The organism is Paenibacillus paludis (assembly GCF_042610515.1).
In the GTDB taxonomy this organism is placed as follows: domain Bacteria; phylum Bacillota; class Bacilli; order Paenibacillales; family Paenibacillaceae; genus Paenibacillus_AQ.
This window is the reverse complement of record NZ_JBGJZP010000010.1, coordinates 148,838-167,815: the sequence shown is the minus strand read 5'-3', so window position 1 is coordinate 167,815 and position 18,978 is coordinate 148,838. Positions and strand designations below refer to the sequence as shown.

14 protein-coding genes are annotated in these 18,978 nt (G+C 53.3%); 2 read left to right on the top strand and 12 right to left on the bottom strand.

Going from position 1 to position 18,978, the window contains the following annotated elements; all coding sequences use genetic code 11:
* The first annotated feature begins 51 nt into the window (after nucleotides 1-51).
* Nucleotides 52-867: an AraC family transcriptional regulator gene (locus ACAN56_RS20275; RefSeq protein WP_038587985.1), complete on the top strand. Its 816-nt coding sequence runs from the start codon at nucleotides 52-54 to the stop codon at nucleotides 865-867.
* On the opposite strand, the gene ACAN56_RS20270 is transcribed toward ACAN56_RS20275, so the two are convergent.
* From ACAN56_RS20270 to ACAN56_RS20225, 10 genes are all read right to left on the bottom strand, one after another.
* Complete coding sequence (locus ACAN56_RS20270) at nucleotides 815-3,982, bottom strand: glycosyl hydrolase (protein ID WP_379145360.1); 3,168 nt, start codon at nucleotides 3,980-3,982, stop codon at nucleotides 815-817. The genes ACAN56_RS20275 and ACAN56_RS20270 overlap by 53 nt on opposite strands.
* A 7-nt stretch (nucleotides 3,983-3,989) precedes the next feature.
* Nucleotides 3,990-4,991 (bottom strand): glycoside hydrolase family 130 protein, encoded by a 1,002-nt coding sequence (locus ACAN56_RS20265; protein WP_038587980.1) that lies wholly within the window; start codon nucleotides 4,989-4,991, stop codon nucleotides 3,990-3,992.
* Between the two features lie 102 nt (nucleotides 4,992-5,093).
* Nucleotides 5,094-5,930 carry a carbohydrate ABC transporter permease gene (locus ACAN56_RS20260; protein WP_038587977.1) on the bottom strand — a complete coding sequence of 279 codons (837 nt, stop codon included), beginning with the start codon at nucleotides 5,928-5,930 and terminating at the stop codon, nucleotides 5,094-5,096.
* 13 nt (nucleotides 5,931-5,943) lie between these two features.
* A complete protein-coding gene (locus tag ACAN56_RS20255; RefSeq protein ID WP_038587974.1) occupies nucleotides 5,944-6,846 on the bottom strand; it encodes a carbohydrate ABC transporter permease in 903 nt (300 codons plus the stop codon).
* A gap of 100 nt (nucleotides 6,847-6,946) precedes the next feature.
* Complete coding sequence (locus ACAN56_RS20250; protein WP_340893956.1) at nucleotides 6,947-8,320, bottom strand: ABC transporter substrate-binding protein; 1,374 nt, start codon at nucleotides 8,318-8,320, stop codon at nucleotides 6,947-6,949.
* A 222-nt stretch (nucleotides 8,321-8,542) separates the two neighbouring features.
* Nucleotides 8,543-10,171, bottom strand: coding sequence for a response regulator (locus tag ACAN56_RS20245; protein WP_038587967.1), 1,629 nt, complete (start codon nucleotides 10,169-10,171; stop codon nucleotides 8,543-8,545).
* Complete coding sequence (locus ACAN56_RS20240; protein ID WP_052091918.1) at nucleotides 10,161-11,987, bottom strand: sensor histidine kinase; 1,827 nt, start codon at nucleotides 11,985-11,987, stop codon at nucleotides 10,161-10,163. Before ACAN56_RS20240 ends, ACAN56_RS20245 begins: the two co-directional genes overlap by 11 nt.
* An 18-nt stretch (nucleotides 11,988-12,005) precedes the next feature.
* Nucleotides 12,006-12,251 carry an SGNH/GDSL hydrolase family protein gene (locus ACAN56_RS20235; RefSeq protein ID WP_379145353.1) on the bottom strand — a complete coding sequence of 82 codons (246 nt, stop codon included), beginning with the start codon at nucleotides 12,249-12,251 and terminating at the stop codon, nucleotides 12,006-12,008.
* Nucleotides 12,248-12,391: a hypothetical protein gene (locus ACAN56_RS20230; protein WP_156130836.1), complete on the bottom strand. Its 144-nt coding sequence runs from the start codon at nucleotides 12,389-12,391 to the stop codon at nucleotides 12,248-12,250. The genes ACAN56_RS20235 and ACAN56_RS20230 overlap by 4 nt, the downstream gene beginning before the upstream one ends.
* Before the next feature lie 252 nt (nucleotides 12,392-12,643).
* A complete protein-coding gene (locus ACAN56_RS20225; protein ID WP_038587964.1) occupies nucleotides 12,644-13,306 on the bottom strand; it encodes an SGNH/GDSL hydrolase family protein in 663 nt (220 codons plus the stop codon).
* A 147-nt stretch (nucleotides 13,307-13,453) separates the two neighbouring features.
* Between ACAN56_RS20225 and ACAN56_RS20220 the strand changes: the two genes are divergently transcribed.
* Nucleotides 13,454-14,428 (top strand): aldo/keto reductase family protein, encoded by a 975-nt coding sequence (locus ACAN56_RS20220; protein WP_038599023.1) that lies wholly within the window; start codon nucleotides 13,454-13,456, stop codon nucleotides 14,426-14,428.
* Nucleotides 14,429-14,547: 119 nt separating this feature from the next.
* Here ACAN56_RS20220 and ACAN56_RS20215 read toward each other — a convergent pair whose 3' ends face one another.
* On the bottom strand, nucleotides 14,548-15,945 hold the full coding sequence (locus ACAN56_RS20215) for a transcriptional regulator (protein WP_379145349.1): 1,398 nt from the start codon (nucleotides 15,943-15,945) through the stop codon (nucleotides 14,548-14,550).
* Nucleotides 15,946-16,096: 151 nt separating this feature from the next.
* Nucleotides 16,097-18,772 carry a YhgE/Pip family protein gene (locus ACAN56_RS20210; RefSeq protein ID WP_379145347.1) on the bottom strand — a complete coding sequence of 892 codons (2,676 nt, stop codon included), beginning with the start codon at nucleotides 18,770-18,772 and terminating at the stop codon, nucleotides 16,097-16,099.
* Nucleotides 18,773-18,978 lie beyond the last annotated feature (206 nt).

Below are 18,978 nucleotides of genomic sequence, written 5' to 3'. Positions count from 1 at the left end.
TTTAGTGATACTATGCATATTTTATCTTCTTATAGAGGAGGCGCGTGAAAAATGGAACCCCCGTTCATGATTGAACAAATTAAAAGGGCCGGAACCTTCAGTATGGATTCCGACCATTATCACGACAGCTATGAAATTTATTATCTGCTTGCAGGAGAGCGCAATTATTACATCAACAATCTGGTATATGCGCTGCGCAGCGGCGATCTGATCTTTATTAACCGCAACGAGCTTCACCGGACTGTAGCCAAAGGAACAAGCCGCCATGAGCGGATCCTGATCAATTTCCGGCATGACTTTCTTAACAGGCTGATGGAGCAACTCCCGCTGGAGCTTCCCTTTCTCAGTGGACAATGCCTGCTGCTGCGCCCGGATGCGCATGAACAGGGGATGATCGAGAACCTTCTCTTCGCCATGCTGGAGGAACAGAAGGCGGAGCGGGCGCAGCACATCCCCTTTATGCAGACCCTGCTGGTGCAGTTGCTCATCGGGATGAACCGGATACGGGAAAGGGCTCCGGACAGCATCGTTCCGGTGAACAATGACAAACAGCGCAAAACCTATGAGATTATCGAATATTTACAGACCCATTACGCCGAGAAGCTGACGATAACGGAGCTGTCGGATACCTTTTTTATCAGCAGCACCTATCTCTGCCGCCTATTTAAGCAAACCACCGGCTTCACCATTGTCGAGTACCTCAATACGGTCCGTGTCCAGGAGGCGCAGCGCCGTTTGCGGGATACAAATGACAGGGTCACAAAGATTGCCGAGGAGACCGGCTTTGACAGCATCGCCCATTTTGGACGTGTGTTTAAGGCAATCGCCCGGCGTTCGCCCCTGCAATACCGCAAGCAGAACCGCTGATGTCATTTGCATCCCCAAGAATAGCGGGAGCTGCCGCCAATCCAAAACGCACAAAACAATATCTGTCCTGATACACATGGATGTCCGGTTTCAAATCCTTGTCTGTCCAGCCCGGCTTATCCCTGTAGCTGTCCGGCCCTACCTTGTATACTTCGCCTTTAATATGATGGTGGGGTCCCAGCAGATTGCGGCAGCTGCCGGTCAGCACCAGTACAATTTCATTTACTCCGGGCTGCAAATAAGCGGTAATATCAGCTTCATACGGTTCCCACAGGAAGGTTCGTACCTCGGCCCTGTTAATGAACAGCTTGGTTACAACCGCATCCGGTGCAGAGTGAAACTGAAAGGTCCATTGAGCTCCGGTTGTTTCTTCTCCCCCCAGTTCAAACGTCTGAAATAAATGAATGCTTCCCGCAAAGAACGGAAATCCCTGCTGTGCGAGATCGCCGGTGCATGCCCGCTCTGGAGCTTCAGTCAGTGTAAAGGGTCCTCCGGTCCATAGCGCCCTGCGTTCGGTCTCTTCAAAAAGCTCCGCAGCTTCCACACCGAAGGAGCCCAGCAGATAGATGCTTTCTATTTCCTGGTCCAGCGTCAGATTGTTCCCTTCGGCTTCAAATTGCTTAGCCCGCTCCAGCTTGTCGTTGAGCTCGGCAGAATGCCTGAACATCCCCTTCAGGGTAATGACATTGCTGCCCCGGATGGCCAACCCTACTATATCAATCTTCTGCAGGGAAGAATCCCTCCACCAGCCGCAGCTTGCACTGGAGACTGCACTTCCGTTCAACAGGATTTCCAGTTCCTCAGGCTGTTCAAGCACCAGATACAGCTCCCGCGGACGCTTAGGATCAAAAGCCACCTGAAAAACAAATTCCAATTCAAACGCAACAGACCGGCCATAAGCCAACAACTGCTCCTGAATGAAAATCACCGGCTGCGTTTTCGACCATGCTCCGCCTTCCACCCGCAGCCGGGCGGAGTCCAGCGTTAAGCTGTTAAGATCCGCATAGGCAATGTCCCACTCCGGGGCGAGTTCCAGCCGTGTGCATGCCTCCACTCTGCTAGGCGGATACGGCAGCTCTGTTTCTTCTGTTATTTCCTCTTCCACCGTTGAACCTAACTTCCCAGCTGCAACAGTTGCTTCCGGCAACGGATCGAGCTTCAGCATGTAGGAACCTCCGGCATACAGCGGTAGCCGCAGCCGGACACCATCCTCCCGGATCTCCTGTCTGAGCGCGTGAAGGCTCCCCGTCTCCAGATCAATCAGTGAAACGGTGCCGGGCCTGGACAATTCCATATGCAACATCGGATAGGACTTCTCACCGGAATTCACGATATAACAGAGCACCGCGCCCTCCAGTTCCAGTGTCCGCACATTAAGCGTATCCTCCGCAATTGCCGTTCCGTCTTCCTCCGTAATGTGCAGGAACGGCCGGGAAGCAGCGGATACGGCGTGGCCTATCTCATCACGGCTCCATTCGGGATGGACCGCAGCCCGCATGAGGTCTGCAAGTCCGCCATCATGCTCCCCGTTCACCAGCACAGGATAGGGGTCGAAGGCTATCAAGTGGCCGCCTTGGGAGACGAACTGCTCCAGCAGCTGAGCAGTTGCCGTATCCAGCGTGAGGCTTGGCGGAACAATAACCACGCGGTATGCTGCCTCACCAACCCACAAACAGCCGCCGCTGACCCGGCCATGGCCGGCAAGGATGCTTTCGCTGCCGTAATCATGCTCGATCAGGCTCTGGCACAGCCACCGGGACAGCTGCGCGAACGCCTCATGAAAGGGAACCACCGCCGAAGAGTCAGCACCGCGCTGCAGGGTCCAGGCTGTGCGCACCGGATGCAGCAGCAGCACCTCCGCCCGGCCTTTGCCCTCCGCCAGCAGCAGGGACAGCCGGGCGAAGTAGTCATTAAAGCCTTTGTAGTCCTCCCACCAGGGCTGCTGGTAGTACAAGGAAGGCGGGTAGTCCCGCTTCCGCAGGCCCCGCAGCGTATAGCCCTGCAAATGCTGGCACATCAGATTGATGCCGTGCACGAACTGCCACTCCCCGATCTTCCGCAGATCGGCGAAGCTGATGTTCCAGCCCGAGCACCCGTAGCTCTCGGTGATCGCGCGTTTCTTGCCCAGCTGGCGGGCCGCCGAGCTCACCTGCTTCGGCACCAGGGCATCACTGCCGACGAACCGGCCCAGCCAGTCGCATCCGGGAATTTGCAAATGCTCATAGAAGGCCATGGGATCGCCGACAGAGGTCACCTGATGCATCAGTTCCTGCTCATCGACAACATGTCCCGTTGCTGACCAGCCTTTATCCGCACACCAATCGCCGATTTGTTTAGCATACGCCTGGGTGAACATAAAGGTCACAGTTTCCCAATAGTCATAGCGGGCTTTGCGGCAGCCTTCCGTTTCCAGGAACAAGGCGGGAAGAATCTCCTTCACATCATAACCCCAGCGGGAGGCGAAGCGCTCCTCCAGCTCGAAGGACCAGGGAAGTCCGCCGCGTCCAAACTGCGGTTCGTCGGTGAACACACCGTGTAGCTCCGCCCCGTAATCTGCGCCAAATTGCTCCCAATACCGTTCGTAGGTCGTCGTGATAAATTCCTGTACAGCCATTTCACTAAGCGTATCTGTATAATACGGATTCACCTCATAGCAGATGCGCAGATCGGCATTCGCCTCCTCATCCGCAGCCAGAAGAATGTACCCCTGCCCTTCTGCTCCACGGGCATAGCATGCAATCATCCGCTCCGCCGCACTCTGGAAGGGAGCCTGCTCATAAACCAGCCTCTTCTGCTGGTAAGGCAGTCCCTTGGCTGGAACCTCTCCTCCCGCGAAGCCGCTGGGCCAGCCGTTCTCATCATAGAACCAGGCGTGCATCCCCAGCTCAAGGCTCTTCTCAATGGAGATACGGATGGCGTCCATCCATTCCTCACTCATGTAAGGCGTCTGCAGCCCGCCGCGGGCATGCATGAAAAAACCGCCAATGCCGACTTTATGCATCTCTTCAATCTGCCGCTCCAACTCCTTCTTCTCCAGCCTGTCATTCCAGGACCAGAGGGGGAGCGGGCGGTACTCCGCCGGCGGATTCTCCAGATGATTCCATATCTTCGTCATCGGACAATCAGCCTTTCAAGCAGAGCGCGATCAGATCATCCACATGCGCGGTTGCCAAACATTCAATCGTGTCCGCTGAGCCGTAGTAGATTTTGACCTCGCCGCTCTCTTCCAGAATCATCCCGCCCGGAAAAATAACATTATTGCGGAAACCTCCGTCGGTTTCATAACTGGCCTCCGGCGCCAGCAAAGGTTCCTTGCTCATGCCGATAATCCGCTTCGGGTTCTCCAGATCAAGCAGCATGATGCCTGCCGTATACCGTTTCTTCCAGGTAGGCTCCCAGCCATGCTTTCCGCGGGAAGGATCTACATCCACCGCATGGAAGGTCGTCAGCCAGCCTTTGTCCGTCTTCACCGGAGGCGCAGCCGGTCCCACCTTGTCATTGGCGAATGGCACATGCTCTACCCCAAAGAGCAGATCGGCATTCCCCCAGTATTTCAAATCGGGGGATTCAGCAATCCAGGTGTCAAAACGGTCCTTGCCGCCCCGGCTGTACACGGTGAAGGGGCGTTCCAGACGGACATAGTTTCCGCCGATCTTCTCGGGGAACAGCACCATATTGCGCAAATCCGGCGACGACAGGCTGAGGATCTCAAATTCCTCAAAGTCATCCGTCACCGCAATACCGCCGCGGATGCCATGCTTCGTATCCACTGCAAAACACATATAGCAGCGTCCGTCAATGACGGTTAACCGGGGATCATAAGCCCGGATGATTTCCTCATCATGCAGCCTGAAGCATTTCTTCGGACTGGCCTCCCAGTGGATGCCGTCCTCGCTGAAAGCAATCCCGAGGTCTGTCGTATGATGCGGCTCAATGGTCTGATTGCTCAGGGAACCATAGTCATTTCGGAAGACCATCACATACTTGCCTTTGAATTTGGTCACTCCAGCGTTGAATACAAGTGCGGTAGGATAAGGTACGCGCGCAGCATCGAGCACCGGATTGCCGGGGTAGCGCTGAATCAGCGGACTGGATGTAAGGATTGTTGGTACCTGAACTGTCATAATGTAAACCTCCTGGTTGTTGCTTGAAGTATCAAAAGTAGTATTAAACTCATTGTTAGACGTATTTTCGAGATAGTTCCACGCTGTCCGGAAGGAATGCTCCTATCCTTTCAGGGACCCTGCCGTCATCTGCATAAAGGACTTGTTGGCGAACACATAGGCCACCAGAATTGGTAGAATGGACAAGCAGGCCCCCGCCATCATATAGTGGGTCTGCGAAGCGGCGGAAATGCCGTATTTCAGATTAGCCAGGCCGACAGTCAACGTTTGCAGCTCCGGCTTCGTCATCGTGAATACAAGCGGCAGCAGATATTCATTCCAGGCACCGCGGAAGGTGAACAACGCGCCGACGCCGAGGCCGGGGCCAAGCAGCGGCAGGATGATGGTCCAGAAGGTGCGGCCAAGCGAGCTGCCGTCGATCCGCGCGGCCTCATCCAGCTCCCGGGGAATGCCCTTCATAAAGCTGAGCAGGATAAAGAAGATTGAGGCATGCGCGGAAATCAGGATCAGTATGACTCCCCATAAGGAGCTGTGCAGATGCAGCTTCACCATCAGATCGAACTGCGGGCGCAGCACTACCGCGCCGACGGCAACAAACATCGTGAAGGACTGCATACCGATATAGATCCTCTTGCCGAAAAACTCCAGACGGTCCACCACATAAGCTGCCATGGAGGAGACCACCAGAGTGCCCACTACCACCGAGAGGGACACAATTAGACTGTTCATCGTATATGTGGAGAAATTAGCTTGCTTCCAGGCCTCCAGGTAGTTAGAAAACTGCCATTTGCTTGGCAGGAAGGTCGCACCCGTAGTCAGCTCACTGTTCGTTTTGAACGAGCCGAGAATAGTGATTACGACAGGAATTAAAGTAATAAAGGCGAACACCAGCAAAAAGCACCATAATGACGTCTTTCCCAATACCGTTTTGGTTCTCATGTCACATCTCTCCTCAATCGATCCGATTCATTCGCCGGGACGCATAGAAATAAATGATGGAAATCATCCCTACGATAAGCGCAGAAACGAACGCGACCGCACTGCCGTATCCAAACTCCTGCACCTGGGTTGAGGCTGCGCCGCCGCCGACAGGAAAGAACAGCTTATACAAGTACAGGAACATCACTTCCGTCTTGCCCGCAGGTCCGCCTTCCGTCAGCACCATAATGCTCTCATAGCCCTTCAGTGCGTTGATGATTGCCAGCATAATGACCATCTGCAGGACCGGACCGAGCATCGGCAGAGTAATGAACCGGAACTGCTGTATTTTATTGGCTCCATCCAAAGCGGAGCTCTCATAAACATCCTCGGGTATATTCTGCAGTCCGGCTAGAAACAGCAGCATGTAATTGCCCACCGCGCCCCACACAGCGACAAGAATGACCGTAAGCATGGCATGTTTCGGACCGAGCCAGTCAATGCCGGAGGATGTAATGTTAAATTTGATCAGGAACTGGTTAAGAATTCCGTTGTAAGAATTAAATATGGTAAAAAAGACCACGGCCATGACAGCCGTACTGATCACCGTAGGCATGAAAAAGATAGCCCGCAGCACCTGTCTGCCTCTGAGTTTACGGTTCAGAATCGCAGCCAGCAGCAATGAAAGCGGGATGGAGAGCAGTAGCTTGCCTCCCGCATATACAAAAGTGTTGACAACCGAGTCCCAAAACTGGGTATCCTGCAGAATCCGGGTAAAATTATCTAAACCGATGAAGCGGGCCGTTCCATAGCCTTTGTAATTGTAGAACATGTAGCGGAATGCCCAGGCAATCGGATAGATGCCCAGCACCAGTGTGAGCAGTGCGCTGGGCAGCAGATAGCTGTAAGCAAAAACAGCGTTTTTGGTTTTGCGCATAGGATCTCTCCAGACTCCTTTCCTGTCTTGCTGTATATAGATAAGGATGGGGAGAGCCTCCCCCTCCTTATCCGATCTCTACATCATCGTGGCAGTGAACTTACTTGGCGAATTTCCCGCCAAGCTTAGCCGGGTCAAAACCAGCGTCCGGTTCGGCTTTCAGACCGTCGTTCTTCATCGCATCGTCAAGCGCCGCATTGTACCGTTTGTTCAGATCTGTGATGATAGCATCCAGATCGCCGCCGTTTAGCATGTACTTGAAGAACGCGTCATCCGATTTCATACCCTCCGGCGCAACAGTAGGATAGACCGGCCATACGCCGTCATATTTGTTTGGCAGGAAGCCTTCGATTCCGTTGACCTCCGGCGTCTTTGCTGCGGCGCTGATGGAAGGCACCATCGAGATGCCGTAGCCTTTTTCCTGATACGCTGTAAGCATCTGATCGCTGTACATGAATTCCATGAACTTCCATGCGGCATCCTTATGCTCCGATTTGGAGCTCAGCGCAAGCCATTGTCCACCGAGGAAACCGGAAGCCCCCTTCACATTGCCGTCAATCGTTGGAGCGGGAGCCGCAGCCCAGTCGATTTTGGCCGGAAACTGTGTGCTGTATACGCCAGGCTCCGAGGAGAAGCTCAGATACATTCCGATCTTGCCTTCGGCAAACTGTGCCCGCAGCGGGTCAATATCCAGCGACTCAACACCCGGCAGCATGCTCCCGTTATCCTTGATCTGCTTGAAAGCTTCAATGATCGGCTTGAAGCCGCTGAAGTCAAACCTGGCCGTCTTGAAGTCATACCCGAAACCGCCATAACCGCTCATTTCAGCAATGACCCGTGAAGAGCGTCCAAGCGCACTGGGCGGATTCTTAAAGTTCTGGGCGAAGCCATACGCACCATCCGCTTTCCCCGCTTCGGTCAGCTTTTTGGCGGTGTCCACCAATTCCTTCAGGGTCGTTGGCGGGTTCTGGATGCCCGCTTTGGCGAACAGGTCTTTGTTATAGATGAGACGCATCGTCGTTCCATAGTTGGGAAGGCTGTAGCGCTTGCCGTCAAATGTGTTCAGATCGACCATTTCCGGAAATTTCGCTTTCAGCTCCTCACTCAGGTACTCGTCAATCGGAGCCAGATACTCCTTTTTATAAAAGGTGCCAATCGTATTCTCCTTCACCCGGATGATGTCCGGGGCGTCGGAGGTCTGGAATGAAAGATCTAGTGCGGTATCGAAATCATCACCCTTGACGACCAGTTCCACCTCGATGCCGTCGGTGTTCGTTTCATTGAACTCGGCCACCTTTTCTTTCACAAATTCGGCGTCATGGCGATCTCCCGTCCAATAGCTGATTTTGGTCTTTTCTCCCGGTGCTGATCCGCCTGGCTCTCCGGATTTATCCGTAGTATCGGAATTGCCGCATGCGGTCAGGCCGAATGCCAATACTACGCTTGATGCAGTCAGAAGCAGTTGTTTCCTCATTGCTGTTAGCCCCCTTATATTTCAATACTGATTCCCTACACCTTGATTATAGGGCAGCTCCATAATCTGCATAATGCGGGTAATCCCACATTAAGGGCAGCTTTCTGCTGAAATAATGCCAAACGGGGATGAATCTCCGCTGTATAAGCAGATCGTTCATCCCCGTGGTGTTGACAAATATGTTGAGGCCAGGTTACGCAAGCAGACGCGATTCACCCGGCATCAACCTTTGCCCAGATAAGATATTTTAAACTCCGAAGGTGTCATATCGGTGGACTTCTTGAACACCTCACTGAAATAGCGGCGGTGCTCGTAGCCCAGCTCTATGGCGATTTCCTGCACCTGCATGCCTTCAATCAGCATACTTTTAGCCTTCTCCATCTTTTCATGCGTGACAAACTGCTGAAAGGAAATGCCCGCTACCTTCTTGAACAGGTTAGAGAAATATCCCTGGCTCAAATTGATCTGCTTCGCCACCTGCTCCAGTGTCAGGCTGGTATGGAGATTTGCACAGATATACGCTTTTGCCCGATGAATAATCAGAGTGGACTCCATGGAACGCTCCTCTTCAATCCAGCGGCAGCCTTCCGCACACAACCCTTCCAGCAGCGTGCGTATCTCCTGCAGAGAAGGGGAATGCTGGTTCCTCAGCCGGTTCACCTGCTGCTCTAGTGGCTGAACCTTCTCGTAGGGGAACAATTCCAGCATAACCCGGCAGATTTTGAACGCCAGCTCATAACCGATGTTCTCTACGTACTGCGGCTCGGGCAGCGGGTCCAACTGCAGCAGCTCGTCAAAAATATGCCGCAGCACCTGCTGGCTTTTGTCGCGGTTGCCCGAACGGAGCGCGAACAGAAATTCCTGTTCAGCAGCAACGGAATAATTGTTCACGGACCGGGGTTTATGGACGATACTGGAATAACTGTACACAGCATTTCCGTCTGTATAGAAATGATAAGCCAGCGCGCTGAGCGCCTGTGCGTAGGAATCCGCAAGCTCATGTACCGTTGATACGCAAAGTCCCGTTCCTACCGAGATCGTACACCGGGAATATCGGCTGATATTCGCACAGCAAGCCTCCGCAATCTGCTCGGCAGTACCGGGATCCTCCCCGTTCATCACACAAACGTAACGGTTCGTTGCCTCCCGGAAGATAATCCCCCGCGTCCGGGAGCGTATCGTCTCCTCCAGTATATTTTGCAGGCTGAAGCGGACAAGCTCGATCTCCTGCACCGGCTGGCTGCCGAACTTCTCAGAAAAATGATCAATCTCCGCGATAAATACGATGAAATTCTCCTGATTCAGCGGAATCCCTAAATACTCCCAGCGGGATTTCGCGCTATGTTCCGTGGTCTGATGCTGCATCAGAAAGGTCAGATACTCCTGGCGGAGAATCGGCAGACTTTCTTTGATTTTGGCTTCCATTTCCCTGACTTTCTCCTGCTCCTCACGCTCCTGCAAGCATATCGCCTTGGCCTTCAGCACCACATTCACAATCTCTTCGAGTGAAAACGGCTTTTTGACAAAATCCATCGCCCCGAGGCGGATCGCCTGCTGCGCATAAGAAAACTCTGAATATGCGCTGAGGATAATGATTTTGCACTGGGGCGCAAATTCCAGAATTGCCCGGGTCATCTCAAGCCCGTCCATGCGCGGCATCCGGATGTCCGTAAGCACGATATCAGGCTTGCACCCGCGGATCATCTGCAGTCCTTCTTCGCCATCGAGCGCTGTCCCTGCCACTTCAATGCCGTGCTTTTGCCAGTCCGGCTTGCGGGCAATCATATCCACCACACTTCGGATATCATCGATAACACAAATTTTGAGCAGCCTAGGCACTCTATATTCCATAGCTTCCTCCCTCCCCCCTCAGCGGGCTGAGCGGTATCCATAAATCAGTGCGGGAGCCAGCGCCCGGTTCACCGGACAGCTCCATCCGCGCCTCACCGCCGTAATATAACATCAGCCTATGCCTGATATTGACCAGTGCATAGCCTTTTTTGGAAACTTCACGTTTGTGCATTCCTTGCTCCACCTTCACAACATCCATTCCCTTGCCGTTGTCCTCCACCACAATATGCAGCATGGAATGCTCCGTGGAAATCCGCACTTGAATGACACCGCCCCTTCGGCGGTCCGCAAAGCCGTGCTGGATGCTGTTCTCCACAATCGGCTGCAGCAGGATCTTGGGGACCGGGAAGGACAACAGCTCTTCTTCTCCGATATCAACATTGTACTGGAACAGATCTTCATAGCACTTTTGCTGGATGGCGCAATACTGCTGCACATGGGAAAGCTCGTCCTCCAGCGGAATCAGATCCTTGCCGCCGCTGAGGCCCAGCTGGAACATTTGCGACAAGGCCAGAATCATCTCGTTTACATCGTCATTTTCACCCATCACCGATTTGCAGTAGATCGTATTCAGCGTATTGTAGAGAAAATGCGGTTCCATCTGGGCTGTCAGCGCCCGGATTTCGGCATGGCGTTTGCCCTCCTCGTTCTGTCGCACATCCTCGATCAGGCTTTTGATTTCGGTCATCATCCGGTTAAACTGGAAGCCAACCTGGGCAATCTCGTCATTATATTTGCTCTCATAAGACACACTTAGCTGGTTCTCCTCCACCCTGCGCATCAGTCTGCTCAGCTTGAAGAGCGGCTTAAGGAGGGCGGCTGTCAGTTTGTTCGAGAAAAACCATGTGGTCAGCAGAAACACCAGAATGACATATAGAATTGTCCGCTGCACACCCTTCAGCTGTCCGAGAAGCTGATCCTTGGACTGTATCCCGGCCAGGATCCAGTTCGGCGCAATTGTCGATTGCTTATAATTGACCAGATAATCTTCTCCGTCAAAAGGGTAAAAGAAATTCCCCTCGCTACCAGTGGTGCTGTCACGCAGAAATGCCGGGTCCTTCGGCGGCTCCTCGCGGGTGAACCCGCCGCTCTGCACCACCGCTTCGCCTTCCTTGTTCAGCAGCAGGTATTCCCGGTCATTGCCGGAGCTGTTCTGATTCAGCAGCGAGGTAATCCGGTTCTCCCGGAGGTTGACGACGATGAACACATTCGTAATCGGCGTATGCTCATATATTCCCCGCACCACAAAAGAAACGACACGCTGATTGCCTGTAAACAGCCGGTCGTAATGGGCTTTGGCCCAATAACCGCCGGGATTTTTTTTACTGTTGTCGTACAGCTCCGAGCCGTAAAATGAATGATCTTGCGCCCGCACCTGCGTTGTCGAGTAGAAATCGCCGATTGGCGTTGCAATAAGAACGTTCTCAATAATCGGTTCATTGAAGGTGGCCTGGGAGAGAACATACTGCATTTCCGACAAATGGACATAGTAATTTTTCACATCATGAGCCTGAACATCGATCATCATCTGCCTGTAGGCATCACTCAGCATCAGCGATTGTACCGACATGGCCACATCATTCAGTCTGTAATCGAGCAGCTGCATGGTCTTGTCCACCGTTTCCCTGCTGGTCTCAAAGGCGTTGTTCTGAATTTCCTTCCCGGCAATCCGGTAGGTTAACAATCCCATCGCACTGATTGATAGCGTTATCAACAGAATGAAAGAGAACAGCACTCTCTGTTTGATGGATATCTGATAAAATCTGTCGCTAAGCTTCTCCCGGATCAGCCCGCCCCACCTTCTCGGGGATTTCATGGAGGCACCCGCCCCTTCCTACAGCAGAAATTTCGCCAGTTCGCCGGCTACCAGCCGGTGCCCCTGTTCATTGGGATGATTCACATAGGACAGCAGATCTTCGAGTTCGCCTCCACCGTCGATGTAGGTCTGGAAGGCGGCGAAGCTGTCACATAATCCGACCTTGTATTCTTCAGCGAGCTGCCGGATCTGCCCGGCGTGCTCCAGCAAGGAATGCCAAGCTTCGTTTCCTGTACCATACGACCGATCCCAGGCAGGTGTCAACAGGATGACTTGGTTCCTTGTTCAAGTGAGGCTTGTCCATGGCATACAATATTTAAAGTCCGGTTCTCCGGCCATTGCCGTTTCAGTTCCTTCTTCAATTCCTTTAAATAGTTGTCCGGGCTAGTAGTGTTACTCTCCACATCTGTTCCTCCTTCAGTAATAACAACCTGGAAAATCAGTGATTTCTCGCATTTCCCATCTTACTCCACATTCTTTTGAAGTCAACATAAAAAGAATACCATTGTTGTTTTCTCTTTATTTCATACAAGTGGAAATTGCTGCGCCTATTGAACGTTGAGCCAAATAAATGTCCAGCTTCCCAAAAAAATAGAGCATACCGTCCTATGCGGACAGCAGCTCTATTTCATGGGCAAAACTTCTTCTGAGCAGCCTTAGCATATCCCGCTCTTCTCCACAACACTCAGCCATTCCTTGGCGATCAGATCATGCCCGGCAGTCGTCGGGTGAACGCCATCCCACAGCCAGTAGGCTGCCTCTGCTCTCTCCACAGCTGCGTTGAAAGCATCCTGCAGCGGAACATGCACGGTGCCGAATTGCTGCGAAAGCTCGCGGACAACCCCCTGATAATGGCTGATCCATTTGGACCATCCACTCCAGTCTTCCGCGGGTGCTCCGGTATTCAGGATAAACGGCTCGACCAGCACCAGCTTCGTATCCGGCAGCACTTCGCGCGTCTCTTCCAGCACATGGCGGTAAGCACGTTCGTAACGGTCGGTGCAGCCGCCCGGCTCGCCCTTCATCATTCTCCAAATATCGTTGACCCCGATCAGGATGCTGAGAATATCCGGCTGCAGATAGATCGCATCCTCATTCCAACGGGCATACAGATCGGAGATCCGGTCACCGCTCACTCCGCGGTTGTAGAACATAGGCTGCTGCTCAGCCAGCTCATTGCCCAGCTTGCCGCCAATGATGTAGGCATAGCCATGCCCCAGAATATGATTGGGATCGTTATCGCGGCCACGGTTGCCGTCGGTGATGGAATCTCCCTGAAACAGAATAACTTTGTTTGGCTTAGCAAATGAAATAGACATCCAGCTCACCCTTCAACTATTATAATTAGATAGATTTGGCACTATCTATAATTTTACCGTAATTGCGGCCGATCCTTCAATGATTTGTGATGCTGCTATGCAATGTGATAGGATTTAGCAAATGACATGGAAGGGAATGGAACAAGAATGAAGTATAGAAGATTAGGCAATACAGGCCTTAAGGTCAGTGAGATCGGCCTGGGCAGCTGGCTTACTTACGGAACAGCCGCAGAGCAGAAAGCAGCGGACGCCTGCGTGGCCAAAGCTTTTGAATGCGGTATCAATTTCTTCGATACCGCCAATGCCTACAACCGCGGGGAAGGCGAGAAGGCGATTGGCGCAGCTCTCCGCTCCTACCAGCGGTCGGATTATGTGCTCAGCACCAAGGTGTTTTTCCCGATGGGAGACGGGGTGAACGACCGGGGGCTTTCCCGCAAGCATATTATGGAGCAATGCGAGGCCAGCCTGAAGCGTCTCGGAACCGATTACATTGATGTGTATTTCTGCCACCGCTTTGACAAGGATACGCCGGTGGAAGAAACCTTGCGCGCGCTGGATGACCTTACAGCCCAAGGTAAAATCCTCTATTCCGCAGTCAGCGAATGGAGCGCAGCGCAAATCGCCCGTGCCGGAGGCATCAGCCGCAGGCTGAATCTCCGCCCGCTGGCCTCCAATCAGCCGATCTACAATATGTTCGAGCGTTATATCGAAGAAGAGGTGCTTGAGGTATCGGGGCAGGAAGGACTGGGACAAGTCGTCTTCTCGCCGCTCGCCCAGGGCATTCTGACCGGCAAATACAAGCCGGGACAACAGCCTCCGGCCGGGACACGCGGCGCAGACGATTCAGTGAACGGCGTCATCCGCAGCTATCTGCGCGACGATGTCCTTGGCGTCGTTGCCCAGTTGGATGACCTGGCGGCCAGCCTTGGCCTGAAGCTCTCACAGCTGGCGCTGGCCTGGGTACTCCGCCAGCCAGGTGTCAGCTCTGCACTGATCGGAGCCAGCAAGCCCGGCCAGGTTGAAGAGAATGCACAGGCCTCCGGCATTCTTCTCCAGCAGGAAACGCTGGAGACCATCGACGGCCTGCTCCGCCAGGTGGCCGATTTCGCACCGGCGAGATAGGGAAGCTGAGCGAGAAAGAGAAGGATCATTTATAGCGTGAAGCATATAAATGCTTATCTTTACAAAAAGGACTGTCTTACCCGCAGAGGTTATCTACGGGTGAGACGGTCCTTTCCATACTAATAATGGCCAGGCATCAGGCTGTCTTTCTTTTCATTCATCCGCCCAGCCCCGCCGATTAGTGTTTTATACTTCTTTTGATCCTCTATAGTGGCCAGATGCCTGCATTCTTCAAATAATCTCACGCACCGGAGTACACATGCATCACCATTTATTTTGGCGGAATACTCCAATGCCTTTAACGTATAATGAATAGCCGCCTCATAACGTTGTGCATTAAAGTAATAGGCGGCCACCTCACAGAGAATGTCTGTATATTCATCCCAGGTAACCCGGGAATTAATGATGCCGATTCGGCTCCGCTGCTCTTTGAAATCCAGCTGATCCTGAAAACGTTCGATAATTCCATCCACATTGAACTGATAGCGGTTGGCGGCCTGCATAATTTTCATTAAAGCCGGAAGAATTTCATTTTCCCGGGCCGCAATGAACTCGACATACTCTGTAAGCACATCCATTTGACCGGCCATTAACCGATGGAGATAGGAATTGGCAATCGCCCATTCCTGAAACTGCGCCTTCACCTCCCGGACCTTCTCCGTGTCCTCACGCACCCAGCCGGAGTCCGCGTAGAGTGAAGCATAATGCAAAGCCCGTTCGTATTCGCCACGTTCATGGCATACCGCCGAATGGAGCAGATAAGCGTAAAGGATGTAGAAGCAGATTGGTCTTGCCGGCTCCTTACGCGTCTCACGCTGTTTGGTCACCAGGTACTGATTCTGATATTGGATGGAGGCTTTGCGCTCCATTTCTTCAGCCAGAATATTCACTTTGCTCCAGCGGTGCAGGGAAATATAAATATTTGCCAGCGCGTGCAGCGCATCAAGCTGATCGGCCTCATCCAGCCGTTCGACAAAATATTCAAATTGCGTAGCAGCCTGCAGGTTGATATCCTGATTATCACCCAAAGCGATCGTGAACAAGCGGTATTGGCAGAGCGCCAGCCGTTCGGAATGCTGATACTTCTCGCTCTCCGCTACGCCTTCATACAGCAGCGCCGCAGCTTCTTTTTTGTTATTCCTGTAAAATTCCTCTGCCGTGTCAAACAGCGCTTGAGCATAGGAGATATTATCCATCAGATTATGTACCACTTGCCGGATGCATTCCAGCTTTTCCAGCTCGGCGCAGCGGTGCAGAAACGGGCCCAGCCGCCGCCAGTCCGGCGTGGAATGAATAATGCATTCATCTATATACATTTCATAAAATGCACCTTCAGGCAGACCCATTCCGGCGGTTATCCGGTCCAGCTGCTGCATTGCAATCGGGCGGTTGCCATTGATAATGCTGCTGAGCGTTCCGGAGTTGACAGCGGATATTCCAGCAAATTGATTAATGGTTTTGCCTTCCCTTTTGAGAAAAGCGTCCAGTTCCCCTTGGATCGTAGTCTTAGGCTCCAAACAAACTCCACCTCTCAAATCCAAATATTTGAACAATAATCCAGATATTCCTACATAATAGGTGTAAATATTACACAGGTCAACATCCATTGGCACGTTCAAAAGTGGTTGACAGATGGAAATAAAAGCTCTTATCTTCTAATTCCTTACATCAAGAGATCAGCTTGGACTTCTCAGCCTGTTCTGCGGCTTTGCGGATGAAGCGTTCAAGCGGTTTCTGCAGCGTAAGCCCCAGCAGCAGCGCCAGCACGCCGAAAAGCAGCAGAGCCAACACATCGCGGAAGACCACCTCCGGCAGAATCCCCCCTACCGCTTCCCGCAGCAGACTGATCGCATAGGTAAACGGCATAAAAGGATTCAGGATCTGAAAGAAATGCCCGGTGGTACTGATGGGAAATGTGCCTCCGGAGCTGGAGAACTGCAGCACCATAAATACAATCGCAATTCCTTTTCCCAGATTGCCGAAGACCGAAACGAGGGTGAACACAATCGTCACAAATACGATGCTGATTAACACAGCAAACAGCACAAACCAGCCTTTATCCGCGACATAACAGTTCAGGATATAAATATTGCCAAACACCGCTACCAGTGCCTGAAGAATTCCGATGGTCAGAAAGGTCAGCAGCCGCCCGATATACAGCTGGTGGCCGGTATATGTGATGCCTCCTGTATCGACTCCCGTTCGCAGCAGGGAAATCATCAGGGTTCCCCCCACCCATAAGGAGAGCACGACATAAAAAGGAGTCATCGCCGAGCCGTAATTCGGAATCGGGTAGAGCGTCTTCTCCTTCAGGACGACCGGACTGGCGAGAAAATCGCTTTTGCTCTTGATATCTCCGCCCAAGAGCTGCGCGATATCTTCCAAATTCACTTCACTTTTGATTTGCCGGATGGTCGCTGCCGCTTTGCGGACTGCGGCTTCAAGCGTGGGAAGATCCTCACGCACCAGCTGTGCAGCGCGCTCCACGCCCTGATCAGCACGCGGAAGTCCGGTGGTGATCAGCGCCGCTGCCCTGCGGAATTTCTCCTCTGCGGCAGGCAGATCATTGCGGGCAAATTCAGCGGCTCCATGGATCGCTACTCCGGCAGCGGGGAGTCCGCTCTCGATCTGCGGAAGAACATCCGTGACGAAATGATTGAACGTAGCCATCTTGTCCTCAAGGCCGCTGGCTGCCGCATGCACATCTTCGCGGATTGCAGGCAGGTTCTGCCGCAGCGAAGCAAGGCCCGACTCTCCGTATCCGATTGCCGCCGCCGCCTCATCCAGAACTGTATTCAGTGCGTCAAGGCGCTGTGGAACATTTTGCAGTGCCTTGGCGGCAGTCCCTGCGGTGCTGGTTAGCTGCTTCATGGAGTCCGTTACCGCCGGCATGCCTTCTGCATTGTAGCGCGCAACAATTCTATTCAGCGCCGTTTGGCTCTGCCCGGCGGCCAGACTAAACTGCTCAAGCGCGCCGGCGTCCGGGCCGCCTCCGGCCTGCAGCGCCGCCGCAAGCTTGTCCGCCCGGGAAGCAGCGGATGTGAACTGCTCCTGCACTTCACTTAAAGCATTGATGTCGCCGGTCCGCACCGCCCCGGGCGACAGGCTGTTCACCGCGCCAAGCAAAGCCGCGGTGTGGCCCAGTGTCCCGCTTCCGGCCGACAGCCGGGCTGAAGCGAGCTGCAGCTGCCGGGCTGCCGCCGGCTGCTGTTCCTTGCTGTTCTGCAGCTCTTCGGCAAGCTGCACGGCGGCATCCCCGGTCTGCTGCAGCAGATAGAAATTCTGCTGCATAATCAGGGGAATGCTCTCGAAGGCCGCGCCGTTCTGTTCCAGAAACTGCTGCAGCTCCTGCCCAAAGCTGCTTCCGGCCGCAGCCAGCCGGTCCGCCTGCGGCAATGCCTTGGCCGCGGCATTTACCACTGCACCGGCTTCCGACAACCGCTCGGAAGCCCGGTCTAGCACCTCGTCCACCTTGCCGAAATTGTCATCCAGCCCGGTGACCAGAAGAGCAGCCCGCTCCAGCTCAGGAAGCTTGCTGCTCAGCGTCTGCAGCTGCCCGGCGGCTTCACTGATCTGGGACCAGTGCTCGTCGATCGTCTCCGCCGCCGCTCCAGCCTGTTCCACCTCCGGCAGCTTGCTGGTAAGGGAAGCGATCCTCCCGGCGGAAGAGGAGATCTCCGGCCAGTTCTGCTGCAGCTTGAGCACCAGCTTGCCCGCCTTGTCTATTTCCGGCAAGCTGGCCTCCAGCTTGAACAGCCCCTGCTCCACCTTGCGGATTACCGGCAGCTCGGATTGAAATTCCTCATCAATGTGACGGAGGGCGTTAAGCACCGTGCTGCTGAGTGTTTCGATAAAATGCTCACTGATTTGCGACGTGATCGTCGAAGCACCCTTCGCAGTGATTTTGGGCGCGATGGCATTGATCTTTTCGTTAACGGTATATTCTACCTCGGGCTTCACCAGGTTGCCCTCAACGATTCCGGCCATCCGCTGCGAGAACTCTGCGGGAATGACGATGCTCGCATAATAGTCTCCGCGCCGAACCCCAATTTCAGCGGCCCGGGCATCCGTAAAGGTCCAGCCCAGTGTCTTATTGTTATACAGGCTGTCCAGCACCTGGTCACCGATATTGAAGCTTTTTCCCTGCAGCTCCGCCCCTTTGTCCAGACTGGCCACGGCGATTTTGATGCCGGAGGTGTTGCTGTATGGATCCCATACTGCGGCCACATTTACCCAATCATACACAGAGGGCAGCACAATAAGCGCTGCAATCAGCAGCACCGCCACCGGAATCCTGAACAGGTTGCGCCAATCGTTCAGATAGATCCGCCATATTTCCGCCATCCGCCAGTCACCCCCAAGCCGTTATTTGGATATTTTAATATGCCCCGGCATGAAGCTTTTTACAAATCTGCTGCCGTTTATCACATCTTCGGCAGTTCTGATAGACCTCAGCAAAATTTTTGCAACATTTCTTGCTAATTTACGTTAATAGAGGTACATACCCCGTTTGAGAACTATAGCGAAGGGTAAAGAGGTATATAGGCTAT

What these genes read in the sequence shown, in the direction of transcription:
- ACAN56_RS20275 (WP_038587985.1), top strand. Translation starts at nt 52, where the DNA reads ATGGAACCCCCGTTCATGATTGAACAAATTAAAAGGGCCGGAACCTTC.
- ACAN56_RS20270 (WP_379145360.1), bottom strand. Translation starts at nt 3,982, where the DNA reads ATGACGAAGATATGGAATCATCTGGAGAATCCGCCGGCGGAGTACCGC.
- ACAN56_RS20265 (WP_038587980.1), bottom strand. Translation starts at nt 4,991, where the DNA reads ATGACAGTTCAGGTACCAACAATCCTTACATCCAGTCCGCTGATTCAG.
- ACAN56_RS20260 (WP_038587977.1), bottom strand. Translation starts at nt 5,930, where the DNA reads ATGAGAACCAAAACGGTATTGGGAAAGACGTCATTATGGTGCTTTTTG.
- ACAN56_RS20255 (WP_038587974.1), bottom strand. Translation starts at nt 6,846, where the DNA reads ATGCGCAAAACCAAAAACGCTGTTTTTGCTTACAGCTATCTGCTGCCC.
- ACAN56_RS20250 (WP_340893956.1), bottom strand. Translation starts at nt 8,320, where the DNA reads ATGAGGAAACAACTGCTTCTGACTGCATCAAGCGTAGTATTGGCATTC.
- ACAN56_RS20245 (WP_038587967.1), bottom strand. Translation starts at nt 10,171, where the DNA reads ATGGAATATAGAGTGCCTAGGCTGCTCAAAATTTGTGTTATCGATGAT.
- ACAN56_RS20240 (WP_052091918.1), bottom strand. Translation starts at nt 11,987, where the DNA reads ATGAAATCCCCGAGAAGGTGGGGCGGGCTGATCCGGGAGAAGCTTAGC.
- ACAN56_RS20225 (WP_038587964.1), bottom strand. Translation starts at nt 13,306, where the DNA reads ATGTCTATTTCATTTGCTAAGCCAAACAAAGTTATTCTGTTTCAGGGA.
- ACAN56_RS20220 (WP_038599023.1), top strand. Translation starts at nt 13,454, where the DNA reads ATGAAGTATAGAAGATTAGGCAATACAGGCCTTAAGGTCAGTGAGATC.
- ACAN56_RS20210 (WP_379145347.1), bottom strand. Translation starts at nt 18,772, where the DNA reads ATGGCGGAAATATGGCGGATCTATCTGAACGATTGGCGCAACCTGTTC.